This window comes from Paenalcaligenes niemegkensis (assembly GCF_022230885.1).
Classification (GTDB): domain Bacteria; phylum Pseudomonadota; class Gammaproteobacteria; order Burkholderiales; family Burkholderiaceae_B; genus Paenalcaligenes; species Paenalcaligenes niemegkensis.
The window spans coordinates 1,423,654-1,444,371 of record NZ_JAKGCT010000004.1 but is presented as its reverse complement, the minus strand read 5'-3'; the positions used below and the strand labels follow the sequence as shown (position 1 = coordinate 1,444,371).

General features: G+C 51.6%; 15 protein-coding genes and 5 pseudogenes. 13 read left to right on the top strand and 7 right to left on the bottom strand.

What is annotated here, in order from left to right:
- Window positions 1-129 precede the first annotated feature (129 nt).
- A pseudogene (gene sorT, locus L1889_RS10955) lies at window positions 130-1,346 on the top strand (SorT family sulfite dehydrogenase catalytic subunit).
- 65 nt (window positions 1,347-1,411) lie between these two features.
- Entirely contained in the window at window positions 1,412-1,747 is a 336-nt protein-coding gene (sorU, locus tag L1889_RS10950) for a SorU family sulfite dehydrogenase c-type cytochrome subunit (protein WP_308217625.1), read from the top strand.
- Between the two features lie 138 nt (window positions 1,748-1,885).
- Here sorU and secF read toward each other — a convergent pair whose 3' ends face one another.
- From secF to queA, 5 genes and pseudogenes are all read right to left on the bottom strand, one after another.
- Window positions 1,886-2,833, bottom strand: a complete 948-nt coding sequence (secF, locus tag L1889_RS10945; protein WP_238665148.1) for a protein translocase subunit SecF — start codon at window positions 2,831-2,833, stop codon at window positions 1,886-1,888.
- 53 nt (window positions 2,834-2,886) lie between these two features.
- Window positions 2,887-4,758, bottom strand: coding sequence for a protein translocase subunit SecD (gene secD, locus L1889_RS10940; RefSeq protein ID WP_238665147.1), 1,872 nt, complete (start codon window positions 4,756-4,758; stop codon window positions 2,887-2,889).
- A gap of 62 nt (window positions 4,759-4,820) precedes the next feature.
- Window positions 4,821-5,162 carry a preprotein translocase subunit YajC gene (gene yajC, locus L1889_RS10935; protein ID WP_238665146.1) on the bottom strand — a complete coding sequence of 114 codons (342 nt, stop codon included), beginning with the start codon at window positions 5,160-5,162 and terminating at the stop codon, window positions 4,821-4,823.
- Window positions 5,163-5,258: 96 nt separating this feature from the next.
- Window positions 5,259-6,394 (bottom strand): annotated as a pseudogene (gene tgt / locus L1889_RS10930) (tRNA guanosine(34) transglycosylase Tgt).
- The gene (gene queA / locus L1889_RS10925) at window positions 6,391-7,458 is read right to left on the bottom strand and encodes a tRNA preQ1(34) S-adenosylmethionine ribosyltransferase-isomerase QueA (protein WP_238665145.1); all 1,068 of its coding nucleotides are present in this window, start codon (window positions 7,456-7,458) and stop codon (window positions 6,391-6,393) included. Before queA ends, tgt begins: the two are co-directional and overlap by 4 nt.
- Before the next feature lie 144 nt (window positions 7,459-7,602).
- Between queA and dacB the strand changes: the two are divergent.
- From dacB to L1889_RS10895, 6 genes and pseudogenes are all read left to right on the top strand, one after another.
- A pseudogene (gene dacB, locus L1889_RS19210) lies at window positions 7,603-9,046 on the top strand (D-alanyl-D-alanine carboxypeptidase/D-alanyl-D-alanine endopeptidase).
- Window positions 9,047-9,128: 82 nt separating this feature from the next.
- Complete coding sequence (upp, locus tag L1889_RS10915; RefSeq protein WP_238665144.1) at window positions 9,129-9,770, top strand: uracil phosphoribosyltransferase; 642 nt, start codon at window positions 9,129-9,131, stop codon at window positions 9,768-9,770.
- A gap of 149 nt (window positions 9,771-9,919) precedes the next feature.
- Entirely contained in the window at window positions 9,920-10,633 is a 714-nt protein-coding gene (locus L1889_RS10910; RefSeq protein ID WP_238665143.1) for a hypothetical protein, read from the top strand.
- 58 nt (window positions 10,634-10,691) lie between these two features.
- Window positions 10,692-11,009 carry an ElaB/YgaM/YqjD family protein gene (locus L1889_RS10905; protein ID WP_238665142.1) on the top strand — a complete coding sequence of 106 codons (318 nt, stop codon included), beginning with the start codon at window positions 10,692-10,694 and terminating at the stop codon, window positions 11,007-11,009.
- A gap of 78 nt (window positions 11,010-11,087) precedes the next feature.
- On the top strand, window positions 11,088-11,486 hold the full coding sequence (locus L1889_RS10900; protein WP_238665141.1) for a phage holin family protein: 399 nt from the start codon (window positions 11,088-11,090) through the stop codon (window positions 11,484-11,486).
- On the top strand, window positions 11,486-11,869 hold the full coding sequence (locus L1889_RS10895; protein WP_238665140.1) for a hypothetical protein: 384 nt from the start codon (window positions 11,486-11,488) through the stop codon (window positions 11,867-11,869). The genes L1889_RS10900 and L1889_RS10895 overlap by 1 nt, the downstream gene beginning before the upstream one ends.
- Window positions 11,870-11,960: 91 nt before the next feature.
- Here the strand turns inward: L1889_RS10895 and L1889_RS10890 are convergent.
- A pseudogene (locus L1889_RS10890) lies at window positions 11,961-13,504 on the bottom strand (UbiD family decarboxylase).
- A 79-nt stretch (window positions 13,505-13,583) separates the two neighbouring features.
- Here L1889_RS10890 and L1889_RS10885 point away from each other — a divergent pair.
- Window positions 13,584-14,420, top strand: coding sequence for a transglycosylase SLT domain-containing protein (locus L1889_RS10885; protein ID WP_238665139.1), 837 nt, complete (start codon window positions 13,584-13,586; stop codon window positions 14,418-14,420).
- 26 nt (window positions 14,421-14,446) lie between these two features.
- On the opposite strand, the gene L1889_RS10880 is transcribed toward L1889_RS10885, so the two are convergent.
- A complete protein-coding gene (locus L1889_RS10880; protein WP_238665138.1) occupies window positions 14,447-15,604 on the bottom strand; it encodes a pyridoxal phosphate-dependent aminotransferase in 1,158 nt (385 codons plus the stop codon).
- 99 nt (window positions 15,605-15,703) lie between these two features.
- On the opposite strand from L1889_RS10880, the gene L1889_RS10875 reads away from it, so the two are divergent.
- The 4 genes and pseudogenes from L1889_RS10875 (at window position 15,704) to L1889_RS10860 (ending at window position 20,716) form a co-directional block, all read left to right on the top strand.
- Complete coding sequence (locus tag L1889_RS10875) at window positions 15,704-16,621, top strand: hypothetical protein (RefSeq protein ID WP_238665137.1); 918 nt, start codon at window positions 15,704-15,706, stop codon at window positions 16,619-16,621.
- 129 nt (window positions 16,622-16,750) lie between these two features.
- Window positions 16,751-19,042 (top strand): NADP-dependent malic enzyme, encoded by a 2,292-nt coding sequence (locus L1889_RS10870; RefSeq protein WP_238665136.1) that lies wholly within the window; start codon window positions 16,751-16,753, stop codon window positions 19,040-19,042.
- Window positions 19,020-20,252 (top strand): annotated as a pseudogene (locus tag L1889_RS10865) (patatin-like phospholipase family protein). Before L1889_RS10870 ends, L1889_RS10865 begins: the two are co-directional and overlap by 23 nt.
- On the top strand, window positions 20,249-20,716 hold the full coding sequence (locus L1889_RS10860) for a barstar family protein (RefSeq protein ID WP_372871477.1): 468 nt from the start codon (window positions 20,249-20,251) through the stop codon (window positions 20,714-20,716). Before L1889_RS10865 ends, L1889_RS10860 begins: the two are co-directional and overlap by 4 nt.
- The last annotated feature ends 2 nt before the right edge of the window (window positions 20,717-20,718 follow it).

Below are 20,718 nucleotides of genomic sequence, written 5' to 3'. Positions count from 1 at the left end.
ACTGGTTTTAGCGTACAAAACAACGTCGCAGGCGTTATATACTAGGGTTATAGCTTCTGGTTATATAGGGTTCTCCTCAGTATCATTTAATGTCTATATATTTTAAGTGTTAAGAGATAAGGAGATCCTATGGAGCACGTTAATCTATCCCGAAGAACTTGGTTGCAAAGCACCGGAGGTATAGTCGGGATGGCCAGTATTGGCACACTGACTCCGTTGAGTGCGGCGCTGGCTGCGACAGACAAGCCAGCTGCTGCGAAGTCTCTTCCTGATTATGCAAGCTGGAAAAATGCTGACAGCTTGATTGTACATAGTGCCAATACGATTGAGACCAAGCGGTCTGCTTTTGGAAACGGGCTCATTACCCCCTTGGACCGTTTGTTTGTACGTAATAACATCAGTCCGCCTGCCCTTTCGATTACTGAAGAGCCTGACGCTTGGGAGTTGGCAGTAGAGGGCGTGAAAAATCCTCGCAGCTATACGGTAGCGGAACTCAAAACCATGGGTGTACAGGCACTGCCTATGGTGCTGCAGTGCTCAGGTAATGGCCGGGCCTATTTCCCCGAGAAGCCAAGTGGCACACAATGGACAGTAGGGGCTGCCGGTTGCATTGTGTTTACCGGCGTCCCGGTTAAAGACCTTATCGAAGCATCGGGAGGCCTAGCCGAGAATGTCGACTATATGACGGGTACTGGCGGAGAAGAAATCCCCGAAGGCATTGATCCCAACACTATTATGCTCGAACGCTCTGTACCCATAGCGGCAATCGAAGATGCCATATTGGCATGGGAAATCAACGGCGAACCCTTGCCTTTAGCTCACGGTGGGCCTTTGCGGTTGATCATTCCAGGCTATACCGGCGTGAACAATGTCAAATACATTAAGCAATTGGCATTCACCAAAGATCAGTCACCGGCGAATATTCAGCAAAATAGCTATCGCTTGTCTCCCGTGGGCGAACAGGGGGGCCTAATCAGCCTTCGGTTTGGGAAATGCCTGTTAAGTCATGGATTACCTATCCGGGTGATGAAAACAATCAGGTAAAAGCGGGCCGTATTCAGGTCACGGGTTTAGCCTTTGGAGGAATGTCTGCGGCAACCGAAGTAGAAGTTTCGGTTGACGGCGGTAAGAACTGGGAGCAGGCTCGCTTTATAGGTCCCGATTTAGGTCCATATGCTTGGCGCCAGTTTGCGTTGTCAACTGAGTTAAAGTCGGGTGATTACGAAGTCGCCAGTCGAGCGACGAACCACAAGGGCGATGTTCAACCCGAAGAGCGCGATACAAATAACCGTGGTTATTTAAACAATAGCTGGCGTGACCATATGTTGAAAGTTACCGTCGTTTAACGATACAAATTTTAGTAGTTAAAGCAGGCGGGCATTTGCCTTGCCTGTTTTTGTGTTCAGGAGTCATGATGTTTGTAAAAAATACCCTGCGGCTGCTTTCAGCTGCGTTTGTAGTCGCTGCTGCCGGCTCCGTCCATGCTGCAGATCAGGCAGTGTTAGACGAAGGTAAAACCTTATTTAATACGGATGCCAAGCCTATGGCCTGTGCGCTTTGCCACACTTTGCAGGATGCGGGGGCAACGGGCGGTATTGGTCCCGATCTGGACGAGCTCAAGCCAACTCGGGAGCAGGTGCAGAAAGTAATGATTGAGGGTATGGGTGCAATGCCGTCGTTTGCAGCCACTTTGGATGAAGATGCTCGCAATGCCATTGCTGATTATGTGGTTAGCGCGGTGAATTAAGCTTTACGGTGGAAAGTCTTTGGACTGTGTATTGATGGGCTGCCAGCCCTGCGCGGTCTGAATATTAGCCGTATTTGCCGATAAAACAAAGGCCAGCATTTGCTGGCCTTTGCTTTGCATCGTGATTTCAGGACTGTGCTATTCGACTAGCTCGCCACTTTCCTCTTCATCTTTCTTGATGGGTTTGATAAGGTCTTCGCGTTGAACGCCCAGCCACATGGATATGGCGGCTGCTACGAATACTGAAGAATAAATACCAAACCAGATACCGATGGTAAGTGCCAGCGAAAAGTAATGTAGTGTCGGTCCGCCAAAGAAAAACATCGACAGCACCATCATCTGCGTAGAACCGTGAGTAATCACAGTACGGGAAATAATTTGTGTGATCGAGAGATCAATAATCTGGTCGGTAGGCATACGGCGCTGTTTGCGGAAGTTTTCACGGATACGATCCATGACCACCACCGACTCGTTTACCGAATAGCCCAGTACAGCTAGAACCCCTGCCAACACTGCAAGCGAGAATTCCCACTGAAAAAAGGCGAAAAAGCCCAAAATAATAACTACGTCATGCAAGTTTGCCAGGGCGCAGGATACGGCTAGTTTCCACTCGAAGCGGAAGGCCAAGTACACCATGATACCGACGACTACGAACAACAGTGCCATCAGGCCGTTTTGTACTAGTTCCTGCCCTACCTGAGGTCCTACGAACTCGACACGACGAAGCTCTACGTTGCTGCCGGCATGGGTTTCTTGCAAGGCGCTAAGTACGGCCTGGCTTTGTGTTGCAGTTTCCGAGCCTTCGTGGGAAGGCAGACGGATCATGACATCACGGGAGGTGCCGAAGTTCTGTACCTGGAAATCGGAGTAACCTAAACCGCCAATCGCCTCACGTACTGTATCTAAGGGGGCCGGCTCGTCATAATTGACTTCAATAACCGTGCCACCGGTGAACTCGATCGACAGGTTAAAGCCTTTGGTACCGATAAAAAATATCGCTGCCAAAAAGAAAAGCGCACTGATCAAATTCAGCACCAATGCATGGCGCATAAAAGGGATGGTGCGTGTAATTCTAAAAAATTCCATGTTGCTACGCCTGTAATGGATAAGAGAGGCGCCCAAGGCGCCTCTGCAAAGGCTTACTTCTTATCTTGAGGTTTCCAAACCTGCCCAATGGAGATGCTTTGCAAACGTCGTTTTCCGCCATACCAAAGGTTTACTAACGCGCGCACGCCCACAACCGAAGAGAACATCGAAGTAAGGATACCGATGCAATGCACTACGGCGAAGCCACGTATTGGGCCTGTGCCAAATGCTAACAGTGCTATCCCTACAATCAGGCTGGTCAGGTTCGAGTCAAAGATGGTGGCCCATGCCCTGTCGAAACCTAATTGAATGGCTTGCTGAGGTGATGCGCCGCCCCGTAGCTCTTCGCGTATTCGTTCATTGATGAGCACGTTGGCATCAATGGCCATCCCCAGGGTGAGGGCGATAGCAGCAATACCAGGCAGTGTCAGAGTGGCTTGCAGCATCGACAGGATGGCAAGCAAAAGCAGCACGTTAAAGCTAAGGCCCAGCGTTGAGAACAGACCGAACAGCCGGTAGTAAAGAACGATGAAAATGGCAATAGCAATAAAGCCATATAGCGTAGAGTCAAAGCCCTGCTTGATGTTGTCTGCCCCAAGACTTGGTCCGATGGTGCGTTCTTCGATAATGCTCATGGGTGCAGCCAGGGAGCCAGCGCGCAATAATAAAGAAATATCGGCTGCTTCCTGAGGACCCATGCTGCCGGTGATCTGAACCTGACCATTCGGTATCTCGCTGCGAATGACAGGGGCAGTGACCACCTCGCCTTTACCTTTCTCGAACAACACAATAGCCATCCGCTTATTGATGTTGTTGCGTGTTACATCGCGGAAGATTCGTGAGCCCTTGTTATCAAGAGTGAGGTTCACTGATGCCTGTTGGGTTTGCGAATCGCGCCCAGGCTGTGCATCTTGCAGGTTCTCACCAGTCAGGACGACCTGGCGTCTAAGCAGCAGGTCGCGGCCATCACGGTCTGTGTAGCGCTCTAAGCCAAATGGGACTGTGCCTGCGTTCAGTGCGGCAATAGCGGTGGGAGAGTCATCAACCAGGCGGATTTCCAGGGTGGCAGTGCGGCCCAGGATTTCCTTAGCCTTGGCGACGTCCTGAACTCCGGGTAGCTGTACTACGATTCGGTCGGCACCTTGTTGCTGGATGATAGGCTGCGCCACGCCCAGCTCGTTGATACGGTTATACAAGGTAGTGATATTCTGGCGCAGGGCATTGCTTTGCGTCTGAATGATGGCAGCTTCTGCCAGCGTGCCATGAAGCTCAAAGCCTTCAGTATTTGAAGGGGTGAAGGTCAGATCGGGAATTTGCCGGCGTAAAGCGGTTATCGCGCTGTCGCGTTCTGCTGCGGAATCAAAGCGGGCCACTACCGTGAGGCTCTGGCGCTCGATACCGGCGTTGTTGATGCGCTCCTCACGCAGCACGGTGCGAACTTCCGATGCCAAGGATTCATAGCGGCTGCTAAGCGCGCCTTGCATATCGACTTGGAGCAGGAAATGCACGCCACCACGCAGGTCTAAGCCCAGGTGCATAGGCCTGGCACTGATAGCTGTCAGCCATGCTGGTGAAGCAGGCATCAGATTCAAGGCAATGGTGTAATCGGGATCGTCGGCATCTGTGACGAGCTCATGCTCAATGATGTCTTTAGCTCGTAGCTGTTCATCTGTAGAGCCGAAGCGGACTCTGACGGTGCCGGCGGGTCCGTTCTGTTCGAAGAAGGAGCCTGTGGACTCAAGGTTGTTACGCTGAAGAATATCTTCAACGCGCGATATCATGTCGACATCCACCTTGACCGTAGACTTAGCACCTGCGACTTGTACCGCAGGCGACTCACCAAAAAAGTTAGGCAGGGTATACACAATGCCTATAACTAATGCTGCTAAGACGGTGAGGTATTTCCAAATGGGATAACGGTTCATGGGCGCTTTACGGCAAGAGCGGTATAAATAAACCCGGACGGGTGTCCGGGTTGAGAATTGGCTTACAGGGTTTTGATCGTACCTTTAGGTAGAACAGAGCCTACTGCCTGGCGTTGTAGAAGAATCTCTACGGGCTTCTCACCAAGGTTGGCAACTTCAACGGTAACGTAGTTGTCGTTAACTTTAGTAATTTTTCCTAGCAAGCCACCAGTAGTGATGACTTCATCGCCTTTGCTTAGACCGGCAACGAGGTTACGGTGTGCTTTTTGACGTTTCATCTGGGGACGAATCATCAAAAAGTACAAAATAACGAACATCAGGATAATAGGCAGCATGCCTATTAAGGCGTTATCGCCGCCTGCCGCTTGGGCCGGTATTAATGTCAAGATGTCAGCAACGGACATGAGGTGCTCCTGTTTGGTGTAGGGTAATTTTTAAGATTTGAAAAAACTCAACGTGCTATTGTAGCGGCATATAAAAAGCCATGAGCGATGCATAGCTTATTCGATACCTCGAGAACGGTCACGCGCAAAAGTGTCTTTCCACTCTTGAAAGCGATTTTCTTCAATAGCTTCGCGTATTTCCTTCATGATTTGTAAATAAAAGTGCAAATTATGATAGGTGTTTAATCTGGCACCGGTAATTTCATTAGAGCGGTGCAGGTGGTGCAAGTACGAGCGCGAGAAGTTTTCGCACGTGTGGCAGCTGCAACTCGGATCTACAGGGCGAGTATCGTCTTTATAGCGGGCATTGCGCAATTTTAAATCGCCAAAACGCGTAAATAACCACCCATTTCTGGCGTTTCGGGTAGGCATCACGCAATCGAACATATCAATTCCTCGGCTAACACCCTCTACCAGGTCTTCAGGCGTGCCTACACCCATCAGGTAGCGGGGGCGTTCGCAGGCAGTTGCGGAGTGGTATGAGCCAGAATACGAAACATATCATCTTTAGGTTCACCTACCGATAGCCCTCCGATGGCATAACCTTCAAATCCTATATCGACAAGGCCAGCCAGGGATTCGTCGCGAAGGTCTTCGTACATGCCGCCCTGAACAATACCGAATAAGGCGTTGGGGTTATCCAGCGCTTTAAACTCATCACGGGAACGGCGTGCCCAGCGTAACGACATACGCATGGATTGTGCTGCTTCAGCATGCGTGGCCGCTCTGCCGTCTATTAGATAGGGCGTGCACTCGTCGAACACCATCGAAATATCGGAGTTTAACGAGCGTTGTATGCGCATGGATTCCTCAGGAGTGAGAAACATGCGGTCGCCGTTGATCGGCGAGGCGAAGGTGACCCCTTCTTCAGTGATCTTTCGCATGCCTTTGAGGCTAAAGACCTGGAATCCGCCGGAGTCGGTCAGTATGGGGCCTTTCCATTGCATAAACTCATGCAGGCCTCCATGGACATCCATGACGCTGGTGCCGGGCCTGAGCCAAAGATGAAAGGTATTCCCTAAAATAATCTGTGCTTCTATCTCGGTGAGCTCGTGAGGCAGCATCCCTTTGACACTGCCGTATGTTCCCACTGGCATAAAAATAGGTGTTTGGACTTTACCGTGATTCAGCGTGATTTCGCCGCGGCGGGCATCGCCCTCGGTTTTTAACAACGTAAACTGTAATCCACTCATAGTTCTCTGGCGGCTTCAATAAACATGGCATCGCCATAACTAAAAAAGCGATATTTTTGATTGATGGCATGCGCATACGCATGTTGGATGTTTTCTACGCTTGAAAGGGCAGAAACTAGCATTAACAAGGTGGATTGAGGCAAATGGAAGTTCGTGACCAGTGCGTCTATCCAGCTAAAAGTGTAGCCTGGCGTAATAAACAGGGTCGTGTCACCCTCTACACTGCCGTCCGCATTGGTATGACCGTTGCTGAGTTCGGGATGCGCTGCAGACTCAAGGGCTCGTACGCTGGTCGTGCCCACGGCGATGATACGTTTCCCGGCAGCCCGGGTTGCTGCCATTTTTCTCAGGGTTTCGGCCGGTACGTGATAGCGTTCAGCATGCATCTCGTGTTCGCTGATTTTTTGAACTCGTACAGGTTGAAAGGTTCCCGCGCCTACATGCAGCGTAACAAATGCAGTATGCACCCCCATGTCGGCGAGTGTGGCCAGACTGCTTTCATCGAAATGCAAGCCAGCGGTTGGGGCCGCAACTGCGCCCGGCTCTTTGGCATAGACTGTTTGATAGCGGGCATCATCGGCAGCGCTGGGTTGCAGATTAATGTAGGGAGGCAAGGGTGTTGCTCCGTGCTTCTCCAGCGTTTCAAATACGGGTTCAGCGAAGCTGAGCTCGAACAGGGCATCGTGTCGGCCAGTTACCGTTGCCTGTACAAGGCCTTCGGCAAGCAGCAAGAGCATGCCGGCTTTAGGCGACTTGCTAGCCCGGATATGGGCCCATGCGGTGTGTGGGCCGGTGACGCGCTCGATTAGCACTTCAACTTTGCCGCCCGTGCTTTTATGTCCCAGCAGGCGTGCCTTGATAACCTTTGTGTTGTTGAAAACAAGAAGGTCGCCAGCGTTGAGTAAGCTGGGGAGCAGGTTGAATTGCAGGTCGCTGCGTTGGCCGAGTGCGTTCACATGCAGCAATCGGCTTGCATTTCGGGTGACGGCGGGGACTTGGGCAATGAGCTCGGGAGGTAATACGTAGTCAAATTGACTGATGTCTAGTCGGGGGTCTACAGGCATAAATATAAAAACAAGTAAGGGGCTGCCCCATGATAAGCGATCATTTTACGCGCTTGTACAATTTAGGCCTAAATTTGCCGTGATAGACCGTAAATTTCGGTATGCTCATGGCATTACAACTTTTATTTCGCCTAAAGGTAAATTATGTTTGGCGTGATTCGAAATCGCTGGGCCCGTCATGCAGCGCGCCTGGTTACGTCCGGCTTTGTCGCCTGGAGCAGTGTAGGTGTGGCGCAGATTTCGGGCTTGCCGGCCGAACTGCAGCCTGCCTGGAAAGCAACCGGATTACCCGATTCAGCATTATCAATGATTGTGCAGGAGGTCGATGGTACTACCCTTGTTAATCATAATGCCTCGGTGCCCCGCAACCCGGCTTCGGTAATGAAGCTGGTCAGCACCTGGGTCGGACTTTCCACCCTGGGGCCTGAATATACCTGGCGCACAAGCCTGATGGCGCAGGGGGAGTTGTAGATGGACAGGGATCGTTGCAGGGGCCTTTGTACATCAAGGCCAGCGGAGATCCCTTCCTGACCGTACCCGACCTTTGGGCACTCTTGCGTGAATTACGTATGCGAGGCGTAAAGAATCTGGGCGATGTGGTGATTGATCGCTCGGTATTTGGCAATGTAGGCATTAATCCAGATTCATTTGATGGGGCTGGCGACAGACCGTATAACGCCAGTCCGGATGCGGCGGTCGTCGGATTGGGAGCCTCGCGTATCGTGCTTCAGCCCGATGCGAGAAATCGGAAATGGGTCGCATTTATCGATCCTCCCGTTCCTGGGATCAGGCTCGAAGGTGAAATAGAATGGACCAATAACAGGTGCCCGGGTTCGCCCAATATCAGCACGAGGGTGCGTACTGAAGGCAGGGGGCGATAGTCCAGCTAAGCGGAAAGGCGGCGGGCTCCTGTGGCGAGTTTAGTGTGTATAGGCTTACACAGAGTCAGCCCGAGTTCTTTAGAGCGGTTTTTAAATCGCTATGGAAAGAACTGGGCGGTACCTTGGCTCGCGATGTAGCGTCAGGTACGGTAGCTCCTAATGCATCTGCCATCGTTTGGCACGATTCCCGTCCTCTGGCCGAGCAGATTCGCACCATTAACAAGCAAAGCAATAACTTGATGGCAACCTTGGTACTGCTTGCTGTTGGCGCAGAAACCAATGGAAAAGGAGCGACGGTGGCTACGGCTGAAAGTGCCGCCACTCAAATATTGATTCGCCAAGGGGTCAATACCCAAGGCTGGCGTATCGATAACGGCTCTGGGCTATCCAGAGATGCCCGCGTAACGGCAGAGGGGCTGGCGTCGATGCTGCAGGTGATCTGGCGGTCGAATTATATGCCTGAGTTTATTTCGTCTTTAGCTATTTCCGGTGTTGATGGTACGGTCCGCCGTCGCTTGCGTGACGACGAAGTTCAGGGCAGGGCACATCTGAAAACAGGAACCCTCCGAGACGCACGGGCATTGTCAGGCTATGTATTGGGGGCATCTGGCAAGCGTTACATATTGGTTAGCATGGTCAACGACAGCCGTTCAGCGGCGGTGCGCCCTTTTGACGACGCTGTTGTTAAGTGGCTGGCTACCCGCTAGAGGTCCCCGTTTAGTTTAGAATTGATTAAAGCTCAGCTGATGTCGCTTAGACACAGCTGTATATCGGTCTCAAGGATGCTTCATGCCTATACACGAAATACGTCACCCGCTCATCCGCCATAAGCTCGGATTGATGCGCCGCGCAGATTTAAGTACCAAGAATTTTCGCGAAATGTCACAGGAAATTGCCGCTTTATTAACTTATGAGGCTTCCAAGGATCTGCCGCTCGAGCCGGCAAGCATCGAGGGGTGGTGCGGCGAAGTCTGCGTAGAGAAGCTGGCCGGCAAAAAAGTTACTGTCGTGCCTATTTTGCGCGCAGGCATTGGCATGCTGGATGGCGTGCTCAGCCTGATCCCCGGAGCAAAGGTTTCTGTTATTGGCATCGCCCGAAATGAAGAAACCTTCGAAGCACAAACTTATCTTGAGCGTCTGGTGGGTGAACTGGACCAACGCCTGGCTCTAATTATCGATCCCATGCTGGCTACGGGCGGTTCAATGGTTGCCACAATAGACCTGCTGAAAAAAGCCGGCTGCAAAACCATACGTGCTTTAGTTCTGGTAGCTGCACCTGAAGGCATTAAAGCGGTTCATGATGCACACCCGGATGTACAAATTTATACGGCGTCCATTGATAGCCACCTTGACGAGAACGGTTATATAGTTCCTGGATTAGGTGATGCTGGTGACCGAATATTTGGTACCCGTCAAAAAGAAGTCGAATAGATAAAGTCAAACCCTATCGTTTAAAGGTCGAGTCAGCTCGGCCTTTTTTTCTTTGGCATTATTTTTTACAATCCTTTTGCCGGTATTGCTCGAGAGTTGCAGAAAATCAGGTAAGCTAAATATTGGAATTACTGTTGAATGGTTAATCGATGCAAAAATATAAATCCCATCTGTTAGGCGTGGTATTGGCTTGTTGTGGTACGGCCGCCAGCGCGGGTGTGTGTGATGCGCCCTTTATGCACGATGGGGGTTACCTGAGCCTGAACGGCAATGGCTTGATTTCAGTACAAGCGCAAATGAATCTTTCGCAGGTGCGCATCGTTAACTCGAACGAATGTGAGGCTTTCGTCAACGGAAACGCTGCCTTTGGTTTAGCCGGTCTGCCGGGCGGTAAGTCCAAATTGCATTACTGGATGTCAGTTAAAGACGGATTTGCCCGGTTTGAGCGTGATATAGGCGGTGGTGGCCGAGAAATTGTTAAAGGTGGTTTTGATTTAAACCTGTTAGGCTTATTTAATTACGATCAGGCAATTAATGCTAAGGGCCAGCAATTGCCAGAGCAGCGCTTTAGTGTGCAGTTTGATAAACGATCTGAAAAGCCTGTGGCCGTGCATACCACGGCGAAAACCGTGGGTGACGAGAAAGAAATGCCTACAGCATTGGGTCCGCAAAGCTGTTTTCCTATTCAGTATCATCGGACAGTGGCGGCTACACAGGTTTCGATCAGTGGCTTGGTGATGCCCATTCCTGAAATGCAGTCAGAGGTAACTGACTGGTATTGTCCCTCGGTACAAATGGTTATGCGACAGGATAGTGTTCAAAATGGTGTTCCGTCGTATATTGAAGTTCAAGAGGTGCGTTAACAAGTCTTTGCAGGGCGCACCACTTTTTTCGTTTCATTTTTGCTTGAAGGAGCTAATAATGGTCACAAAGAAGAGAGTTCAAGAGGTTGAAGATGATTTCGTCTCCAGCGTTAAAACGAGCTTAGACGAGGCCGAAAAGCTACTGGTAGAAGCGGCTTCGGCGTCCGGTGAAAAAGCAACTGAATTGCGTGAAAACGCATTGCGCTCCTTGCGTAATACACGTGAAGCCCTGCACGATACCCAGGAAGCTGTGGTCGAACGCGGCCGTCAAGCAGTGAAAGCTACCGATCACTATGTACACGATAACCCATGGCAGGCCATCGGCGTGGCAGGAATCGTCGGTCTGCTTTTCGGTCTTTTGGTTGGCCGTCGCTGATCTGTCTCGTTTTAACCGGCTGTAAAGGTCGCCCCGCTTGCGGGGCGTCTCTTGCTAATAACGATAAGAAGGGGTGACATGTCTTTACGTCAATCTGTGGGTGACATTACGTGTACCTTGGTTTCTATTGTTCGGACACGCTTAGAACTCTTCTCGCTTGAAGCCAGTCAACAAAAAGCGAGCCTGATCAAACTGTTAGGCCTATTGTTCGGTGCAATACTGTTTTCCACATTGGCCTTGCTGGTTTTTTCACTGCTGATTGCCTTGCTATTCTGGCCAACCGAATATCGATATTGGGCTATTGCCGTATTAATCGTAGTCTATGGCGCGCTTGGTCTGGGGATGTTCCTGGCTATCGTCAATCGCCTTAACAAGGGGCCTTATCCATTCGCTGCTACCATCGCAGAGCTTAGGCGAGATGTAGAGGTGGTCGAGCGTCTACGGGGTTCGTCGTCAAATAATGCCGGAGATTCCTGATGAGCACACGCCGTAACAATTTAGATCGCGAAATTCGCATTGAGCTTCTCCGTGCCCAGGCGGCTATAGAAAGGGGAGAGCTTTGCCGTCATGTACGTAATTTCAGCGAGGATCTCCGGCCTGGTAACTTGTTTCACTCCTTTTCCGGCCTGGGGCGTGGGTCCAGGCTTTCGCAGTGGAGCAACTTGCTGCTGACGTCCACGGGACGTTATCCGATGCTGGTGTCAGTACTCTCAGCATTGGTTGGCGGCATCGGTGGCAAAGGGCTTAAAGCCAGTGCGCTGGGGTTAATTGGCTGGCGTCTGGCGAAGACATTTATTTTGCGTTCCGCGCGGCAACGTAAAGATGCAGCGCGCAGTAAACGCGTGATGGGACCACTCTAAAAGTCCAGCTCTGATCTTAGCTATAAAGCGTTATGTAAAAAGAGCCGGATTCTACTGAACCTGGCTCTTTTTACATCAGATGAAGGCTGTTTTATAAGCCCAGCTCATTCCACATTGCATCAACTTTTGTTTTGACGTCGTCGCTCATGTCAATAACGCTTCCCCATTCTCTGGTTGTTTCCCAGGCCATTTATTGGTGGCGTCCATACCCATTTTTCCGCCAAGTCCCGAGACCGGTGAAGCGAAGTCGAGGTAATCAATGGGGGTGTTTTCGACTAAAACGGCATCTCGTACGGGGTCCATGCGGGTCGTCATGGCCCATATCACTTCTTTCCAGTCGCGCGTATTAATGTCTTCATCCACGATAACGATGAATTTCGTGTACATGAACTGACGCAAAATGCTCCACACGCCAAACATGACGCGTTTAGCGTGTCCGGCATATTGCTTGCGTATAGATACTACGGCGAGCCGGTAACTGCATCCTTCAGGTGGCAGATAGAAATCAACGATCTCTGGAAGTTGGCGTTTTAGAAGCGGAACAAATACTTCGTTCAGGGCTACGCCCAGGACAGCCGGCTCATCCGGCGGCTTACCTGTGTAAGTGCTGTGGTATATGGGGTCGCGACGCATGGTGATACGGTCTACCGTAAAGACGGGGAACCAGTCTTGTTCGTTGTAATAACCGGTGTGATCGCCATAAGGGCCCTCAAGCGCCTGCTCATAATTGCTCGAAGGGGGCTGCGGTGCTCCGTCTGGCACTGTCAGGGGCAAGGCGTCAGGATGGCTGGAAGGTAAAATATGACCTTCAAGTACAATTTCGGCAAAAGCGGGAACCGAAAGATCGCTACCGATAGCTTTGGACAGTTCGGTGCGTGAGCCGCGCAGCAAACCGGCAAATTGGTATTCAGACAGACTGTCTGGAACAGGCGTTACCGCCCCCAAAATGGTTGCAGGGTCGCATCCTAACGCCACCGCGATCGGGAAAGGCTCGCCGGGATTTGCCAGCGCATGATCCCGAAAATCAAGAGCGCCGCCACGATGAGAGAGCCAACGCATGATCAGCTTATTATGCGAGATTTGCTGCTGGCGGTAGATACCCAGATTTTGGCGTTTTGCTTTTGGTCCTTTGGTAATGACCAGACCCCAGGTCAGAAGGGGCGCCACGTCGCCCGGCCAGCAAAGTTGTAAGGGGATGTTGTTTAAATCGACATCTTTGCCTTCGATCACGATCTCTTGGCAGGGAGGGCTTTTGATGTTTTTAGGAGCCATGTCCCAAAGCGCCGACTTCAACATCGAAACCTTGGAGAAAGCATCCCGTAAGCCGCTCGGCGCCTCGGGCTCGCGCAAGGTAGCCAGTAGTTCGCCTACATCGCGCAATGCGGATACATCGTCGGCGCCCATCCCCCAGGCAACCCGTTTAGGTGTGCCGAATAAGTTGGTCAGCACGGGCATAGAGGCAGGGCTGTTCTGATGGACAGCGTTTTCAAATAGCAGGGCGGGCCCCGCAGCTTTGAGCACTCTGTCGCCAATCTCGGTCATTTCCAGATGAGTGGAAACGGATGTTTTTATGCGCTTTAGGTCGCCCGCTTTTTCAAGCTGTGCGATAAAGTCTCTTAAGTCACGGTATTTCACAACTACTGGATGCTCCGATTTTAGTTCTGCGCGTTGGAAGGGTAAGATGCCTCTAGTCTAGTTTACGAGGATAAGCGATATGAACCCAACCCGGTTCAGTTCAATGCTTAACCGAGGGGTACAGTTAATACGATACCGCCTCGAAGAATTTATGCATGTTTGTGCCATTTATCTGGGTATTGCCGTGTTGGTAACGATTGCAGCCGGTTCTGTAGTGCCGTCGATGCGCGAGCAGGCCAGCCAGCTTTATACCGTTGTGGTTGAAGCGCTACGCCCAGCAGCATTGGAAGATGATGGTTTTTCACAACTGGGGTGGTTCGCTTCATCAGTGGACCCTGAGGTTCGTGCCAACATTCATGATGATAATCAAAAAGACGGCATTAATGCATCAGCCTATCAGGCCTTTGCAGAGGCGTTGCAGGTAAGTGCAGGCACAGTGAATATCGCGGGTGTCTCGCGTACACAGCTGCAGGCGCTAAGAAGTTACATCGCCCGTAAATATAAAGTGGCTCATAGCGTGTCGGGTGCGCTGATCCACACTGCATTCAGGGTGGGGCACGAGAAAAATATTGATCCGCAGCTGATTTTGGCGATTATTGCGATTGAGTCCAGCTATAACCCTTTTGCAGAAAGCCATGCGGGAGCTCAAGGGCTCATGCAAGTCATGACGCGCGTACATAAAGATAAGCTTGAGGACTACACCGAGGGTGACCTCGCTGTTTTCAGTCCTGAAGCCAACATAAGGGCAGGGACGCAAATTTTATATGACTGCCGCCGCCGGCGCGGCTCACTGACGGGTGCCCTTAGCTGCTACGTCGGAGCAACCGGCCCCAGCGATGGTGGCTATGGCGCTCGTGTGCTGGCCGAGCGCCGGCGTATGGCCTTGGCTTCAGGCATTGCGGTGCGCAACGAGTAGCTGCGCAGTCTGCCGCCTTGCCTTTCTTAACCCAGGAATTTCTGTAATCTGGCTACGGCTTCGTGCAAGCGTTCCAGCGATGTCGCATACGAAAAACGAATCATCTTGTTAGCCAGAGCCGGACCGAAGTCGCGCCCCGGAACTGCAGCTATGCTAGCTTCGTATAAAAGCCGCTGCGAGAACTCATCGCTGTTGTTGCTATGCTGGCTGACATCAGCATAAATATAGAATGCGCCATCAGGTGTTACGGGAACGTGCAGACCCAGGTCGTTTAAGGCAGGCAGCAGAAAATCCCGGCGAGCTTTGAAGGCAATGCGGCGTTGCTCGTAGGTAGCCATTGCTTCGGGCTCGAAGCAGGCCAGCGCAGCGTGTTGGGCCAACGATGGCGCGCAGATCGATAAGCTTGAGGCCAGGCGCTCAACCGCAGCTACGATCTGTTCCGGAACAATAAGCCAGCCTAAACGCCACCCTGTCATGTGGAAGTATTTTGAGAAGCTATTGATAATGATGATGTTGTCATCCAGCACCAGCGCACTTTCGGGTTTCTCGTCGTAATACAGGCCCAGGTAGATTTCATCCATAATCACAAAACCATTCCGTGACTTTACCTCCTGAACCAGTGCCGCAAGCTCGGCTTTGGCAATGGTGGCACCCGTAGGATTACTGGGGGATGCGATAAGCACACCGCGTGTAGCCGGGCCCCAGTTTGCTCGTATGTCGTCGACACTCAGCTGAAAGCGTTGCTCGGCGCTGGTCGGAATTAGGGTGGGTTTACCGCCTGCCGACAAAATAAAGTTCTGATTGGCCGGGTACGAAGGGTCGGGCATCAAGACTTCGTCACCCTGGTTTATGAGAGTCAAGCAGGCCAGGCTTAAGGCCCCGGAAGCGCCAGCAGTTATCACGACACGTTCTGGCGAAACATTGGCACCAAAGTGTTCAGCATAATACTGACTAATCGCGACGCGCAGCTCGTATATGCCCAAGGGTGAGGTATATTGACTACGTCCCGCCAAGGCGGCCTGATGCAGCGCTTCAACGACAGTAGGCGGAGCAGTGAAATCGGGTTCGCCTATACCAAGGCTGATAATGTCTTTGCCCTGCGCAATCAATGCATTGGCTTGTTTAAAAAGTTCTACAGCGTGAAAGGGCACAGCTAGCTCTGTGCGTTGCGCGAGGCGAAACATAAAAACTAAATTCTCGAGTAAAAGTATCAGGCCGCAAGAAACGGCCGTATGGCTATTCGTATAGTGTTAATAAGTTTAAGCACATAGCAGGAAAACACAATGCATTCTGTATCTCGTCGCGCATTTTTTGGCGGTCGTCGTGGCTCGAAGAGCGCCTGGGAGACGTTTTGTCTACAGTTAGAGCGTAGAGTAGAAGGCACACTGCAACGTATTTCAAATCAACAGCAAAGCGAGCAGGCGCGTCTGCTGCCTAAAACGGCAGCAGATACACATCATGCCAGAGACTTGTGCGCTGCGCACGGAGTGTGCATGGCGCTGGACGGTGTGCCTGACGCGCACGCCGATTTAGATCAGCCGGTTCTGTGGGTGGATCCCATTGCCCACTTGAACTCGTTTCAGCGTTTATCGGCTGAATCGCCTCAATGGTTTGTGCAGCCAGGCTGTCTGGTGGGTGAGCTTGAAGCAGCAGGACTTTCGGCATTTGCTCAGGTACCTGCTAATCTGAGTGTGGCGGCATGGCTTGCCGATCGGCATCATCATTACTGGCCCACGGGACAAACACAGGGGAGCGGTGTGGTTCACGCCTCGCTGCTAATGGCAGACGGCAGTGCGGCCAGCTTAGGCCCCTTTGGAACCGGAAATACCAAGCCGTTGAACTGTGCTGCCTTGCGTAAGCTGGTGCCAGAGCTCTTTGTATTGCTGGCTTCACCCTTTGCCTTGTCTTGCCTGAATAGGCCAGAGTGGTTAGGGCGCTACCGTCTGGACGCGCTTCGGCCAGCGGATGGCGCGGAGTTAAATCTGGCCCACCTTTTGTTGGGGAGCGGAGGCGATCTGGGCTGGGTCGAATGGCTGGTTATTGACGAGCGTTTGCTCGATTTGCCCTTGGCCGGGCCCAATGAGTTTCCGCTCTGGACGGACGATGACTCAGTAGCGCTGCAAGCATCTGAAATGGATGCCACATTGAAAACCTATTTTGACCCTGAAGGGGTGTTTCCTCATCCCTCGCAAGACCTATAAAGTTGTGTTTTTTCGCAAATGGTGCCTATGCTGCCCTGCAGCATGTTTTATTTCGGCATCAGCGGCTAGAATGTTTGTCTTTATAGAACAATTTGTACTCAGCATATCTACTCTAGGCGGTTGAAGATCATGGATGAAAACCTTCGTAAGGCGGCGCTTGAATATCACGAGCAAGGGCGCCCCGGCAAATTATCAGTAACGCCCACCAAACAGCTTTCAAATCAACGTGACTTAGCCTTAGCGTATTCGCCCGGCGTAGCTGCAGCCTGCGAGGAGATCGTTGCGGATCCTCAGAACGTGTATCGCTACACAGGCCGTGGCAATCTGGTCGGTGTCATCACCAATGGCACGGCGGTGTTGGGTCTTGGCAACATTGGCGCGCTGGCTTCAAAGCCTGTCATGGAGGGCAAGGCAGTACTGTTTAAGAACTTTGCCGGAATCGATGTGTTCGACATCGAGATCAACGAAAACGATCCTGATAAGCTGGTGGATATCATTGCAGGGCTTGAGCCAACTTTCGGGGGAATTAACCTTGAGGACATCAAGGCGCCCGAATGTTTCATCGTCGAGAAGAGATTGCGTGAACGCATGAATATCCCGGTGTTTCACGACGATCAGCACGGTACTGCCATTTGCGTGTCTGCTGCATTTTTAAATGGTTTGGCTGTAGTTGGTAAAGACCTAAGTACAGTCAAGGTTGTAGTCTCCGGCGCAGGCGCCGCCGCGTTGGCGTGTCTGGACTTACTGCTTGACTTGGGATTGCCTCTGCAGAACGTCTGGCTTACTGATATTGAGGGTGTGGTCTACAAAGGCCGTACTGTCCTAATGGACGAAACCAAGGCGCGTTTTGTGCAAGACACCGATTTGCGTACGCTAAGCGAAGTAATAGACGATGCTGACGTATTTCTGGGGCTGTCGGCAGGGGGCGTGCTAAAGCCCGAAATGGTGGCCCGTATGGCGGCCCGTCCGTTGATCCTGGCTTTGGCTAATCCTAGTCCGGAAATTCTTCCTGAAGACGCTCATGCGGTACGTGACGACGTCGTAATGGCCACTGGCCGTTCCGACTACCCGAATCAGGTCAACAACGTCTTATGCTTCCCGTATATTTTCCGCGGAGCTCTCGATATTGGTGCAACTACCATTACACGGGGCATGGAAATTGCAGCAGTACATGCGATTTGCCAATTAGCTCGTGAAGAACAGGATGAAGTGGTAGCGGCAGCGTATAACCTGGACGACGTCGAGTTTGGCCCGAATTACTTCATTCCAATGCCTTTTGACTCCCGCCTGATTGTACGCATCGCGCCAGCGGTGGCGAAGGCAGGGATGGAAGAAGGGGTCGCCACCCGTCCTATCGCCGACTTCGACAGCTACACTGACGAACTACGTCAGTTTGTCTATCGCTCTGGCGCGTTCATGAAGCCTATTTACAGTCTGGCCAAAGGCCTGGTTAAAGATGGAGGTAAAGCCCGCATTGTTTTCGCCGAGGGTGAAGACGAGCGTGTTTTGCGTGCGGTACAAGTCGTTATCGACGAGAAATTGGCACGTCCAATTTTGATTGGCCGTCCTGCGGTGCTCCAGCAACGTATCGAACGCTATGGCTTGCGCATTCGCCTTGGTGTAGACGCCGATGTCACCAACCCCGAGCAAGATGATCGCTTCAACAAATACTGGACCAAGTACTGGGAGCTAATGTGCAGGGGCGGCATCACCAAAGAAATGGCCCGAGTGGAAATGCGTCGCCGTCTGACGCTGATAGGCGCCATGATGATTCATTTCGGTGACGCTGATGGCATGATTTGCGGAACCGTAGGTACCTACGCGAATCACTTGCGTTTCATTGACGAAGTCATTGGCAAACGTGCAGGTGCAAAAACCTACAGTGCCATGAACATCTTGCTGCTGGGCGAACGCACGGTGGCTTTGGCGGATACGCATGTCAATGATAATCCTGATGCAGCGCAGATTGCCGAGATCACGGTTGCAGCGGCCAAGCGTATGAAAGCGCTTAACATCGAACCCAAGGCAGCGCTATTGTCCCGCTCCAATTTTGGTACCGGCAGTTCTTCCTCAGGTGAGAAAATGCGCGAAGCGCTAAGTATTATTCGTGAAGTGGCGCCTGAGCTCGAAGTGGATGGCGAAATGCACGGTGATTGCGCCCTCGATGAAAAGCTTCGCCATCGGATTTTGCCGAATACAACCTTAAAAGGTTCGGCAAATCTGCTTATTTGTCCTAACGTTGATGCAGGCAATATTTCCTATAACCTGCTGAAGACCGACGCAGGTGGCAGTGTGGCCATCGGGCCCTTCCTGTTAGGTGTGAACGCTCCCGTCAGCATCATGACATCAAGTTCGTCAGTGCGTCGTATCATCAATATGACTGCACTTACCGTAGTCGATGCCAATACGAATCGAGACTGAGTCTCAGTCGCCCGATAGGGCTCGTGCCCGCCCTCCTGTAGCTGTAGTGCTTACTGGGGGGCGCACGGGGCGCCTATCAGGTTGGTGTTCTGGCCGCGATCAATCAGATTCTTGACCCTGATCGTGACCCAGGCTTCAGGAATCCTTTCAATATTATTTGCGGCACCTCGGCTGGCTCGCTGAATGCTGCAGGTCTGGCTTGCCACGCAGATGAACCTCACGAAGGCATTAAGCGTTTATGTGCTTTCTGGGGAAACCTGCGTACCGATATGGTCTTTGAGGCCGATAGCGCCTCGTTGATCCGCACCGGGCTACGATGGCTTACCACGTTGGGCCTGGGGTGGATAGCTCCCCGATTAAGGCGAAATGTACCGCATTCGCTACTTGATAACTCTCCTTTGCGTGAACTCTTAACAAATGCGCTTGATTTTGAGCGATTAAATGCTAATCTTCGCCACAAGTACATTGATGCATTAGCAGTTACCGCAACCGCTTACACGTCTGGTGAACACTTAACGTTTTATCAGTCCGATACCAAAATTGTTCCGTGGCGGCGTTCATTACGCCGCGCTATACCTTGTCGTATAGGTGTAGACCATTTGCTTGCTTCCAGCTCGATACCTTTTGTGTTTCCGGCTCAGGCGATGCTTGTGGGGGCGGCACGACCTGGTGCGGTGACGGCACGATGCGGCAATTGGCGCCAATCAGTCCGGCTATTCATCTAGGCGCCGAGAAAATCGTCATTATCGGAACAGGTTATAACGATGAAACCTATCCAGACGATCACGAAGTCGATCCGCCTTATCCGTCGCTAGCCCAAATGGGCGGCCATGCTTTGTCAAATATCTTTTTAGACAGTGTGTCAATGGATATTGAGCGAATGGAACGAATTAATTGTCTGCTTGCACAATTGCCACCAAGTGTATTAAAAAGCCAGTCGCTGCGGCCAGTTAGCACTTTTTCGATTACACCAAGCCAATCTTTGGACGCTATCGCTGTGAAACACTATCACAGCATTCCCAAGGCAGCTCGTACCTTGTTTCGAGTGTTAGGTGTGTCATCAAAGTCCGGTCCTACTACTGGCGGAGCGTTAATTTCTTATTTATTGTTCGAGTCAGGCTTTACTCAAGAGCTGATCGAACTGGGCAGGACAGACACCATGAATCGACTTGAGGAAGTCAAAGCGTTTTTTAAGGAGACGTCGCAATGAGCCAATCCCTCACTTTGCAGGAACTGTTGCAACGGGGCGGCCTAATCGACGCAACGGATTCGCAGCAGGCTAAAATTTTCACCATGGCGCAAGACGCCGAAATTACCGTTGGCGTGGTCGAGTGCGACCGCGCACGCAACTGTTCCGCAGTATTGCGCGCAATCGTAAAAGCAGTCGATTATCCCGACTATTTTGGTAGTGATCTTGATGCACTCTACGATTGCCTGTGTGATACTGTGCTTGATCAAAAAACAGGTCTGTACCTGTGGTTTAACAAGTTGCACACAGGCGATCCATCGCTAGAGTCACATGCCCAGGCCATCCTAAGTGTGTGTAATGACGCGGCAGACTTTGCCAGCACTAAAGATCGTATATTTGCCTATACGGTGATCCACGCCGGGAAACACCCGGAGCCCGAGCCAGGGGTGTCCCCGACGCCGTATTCAGGCTCTGGCGACGAGTAACG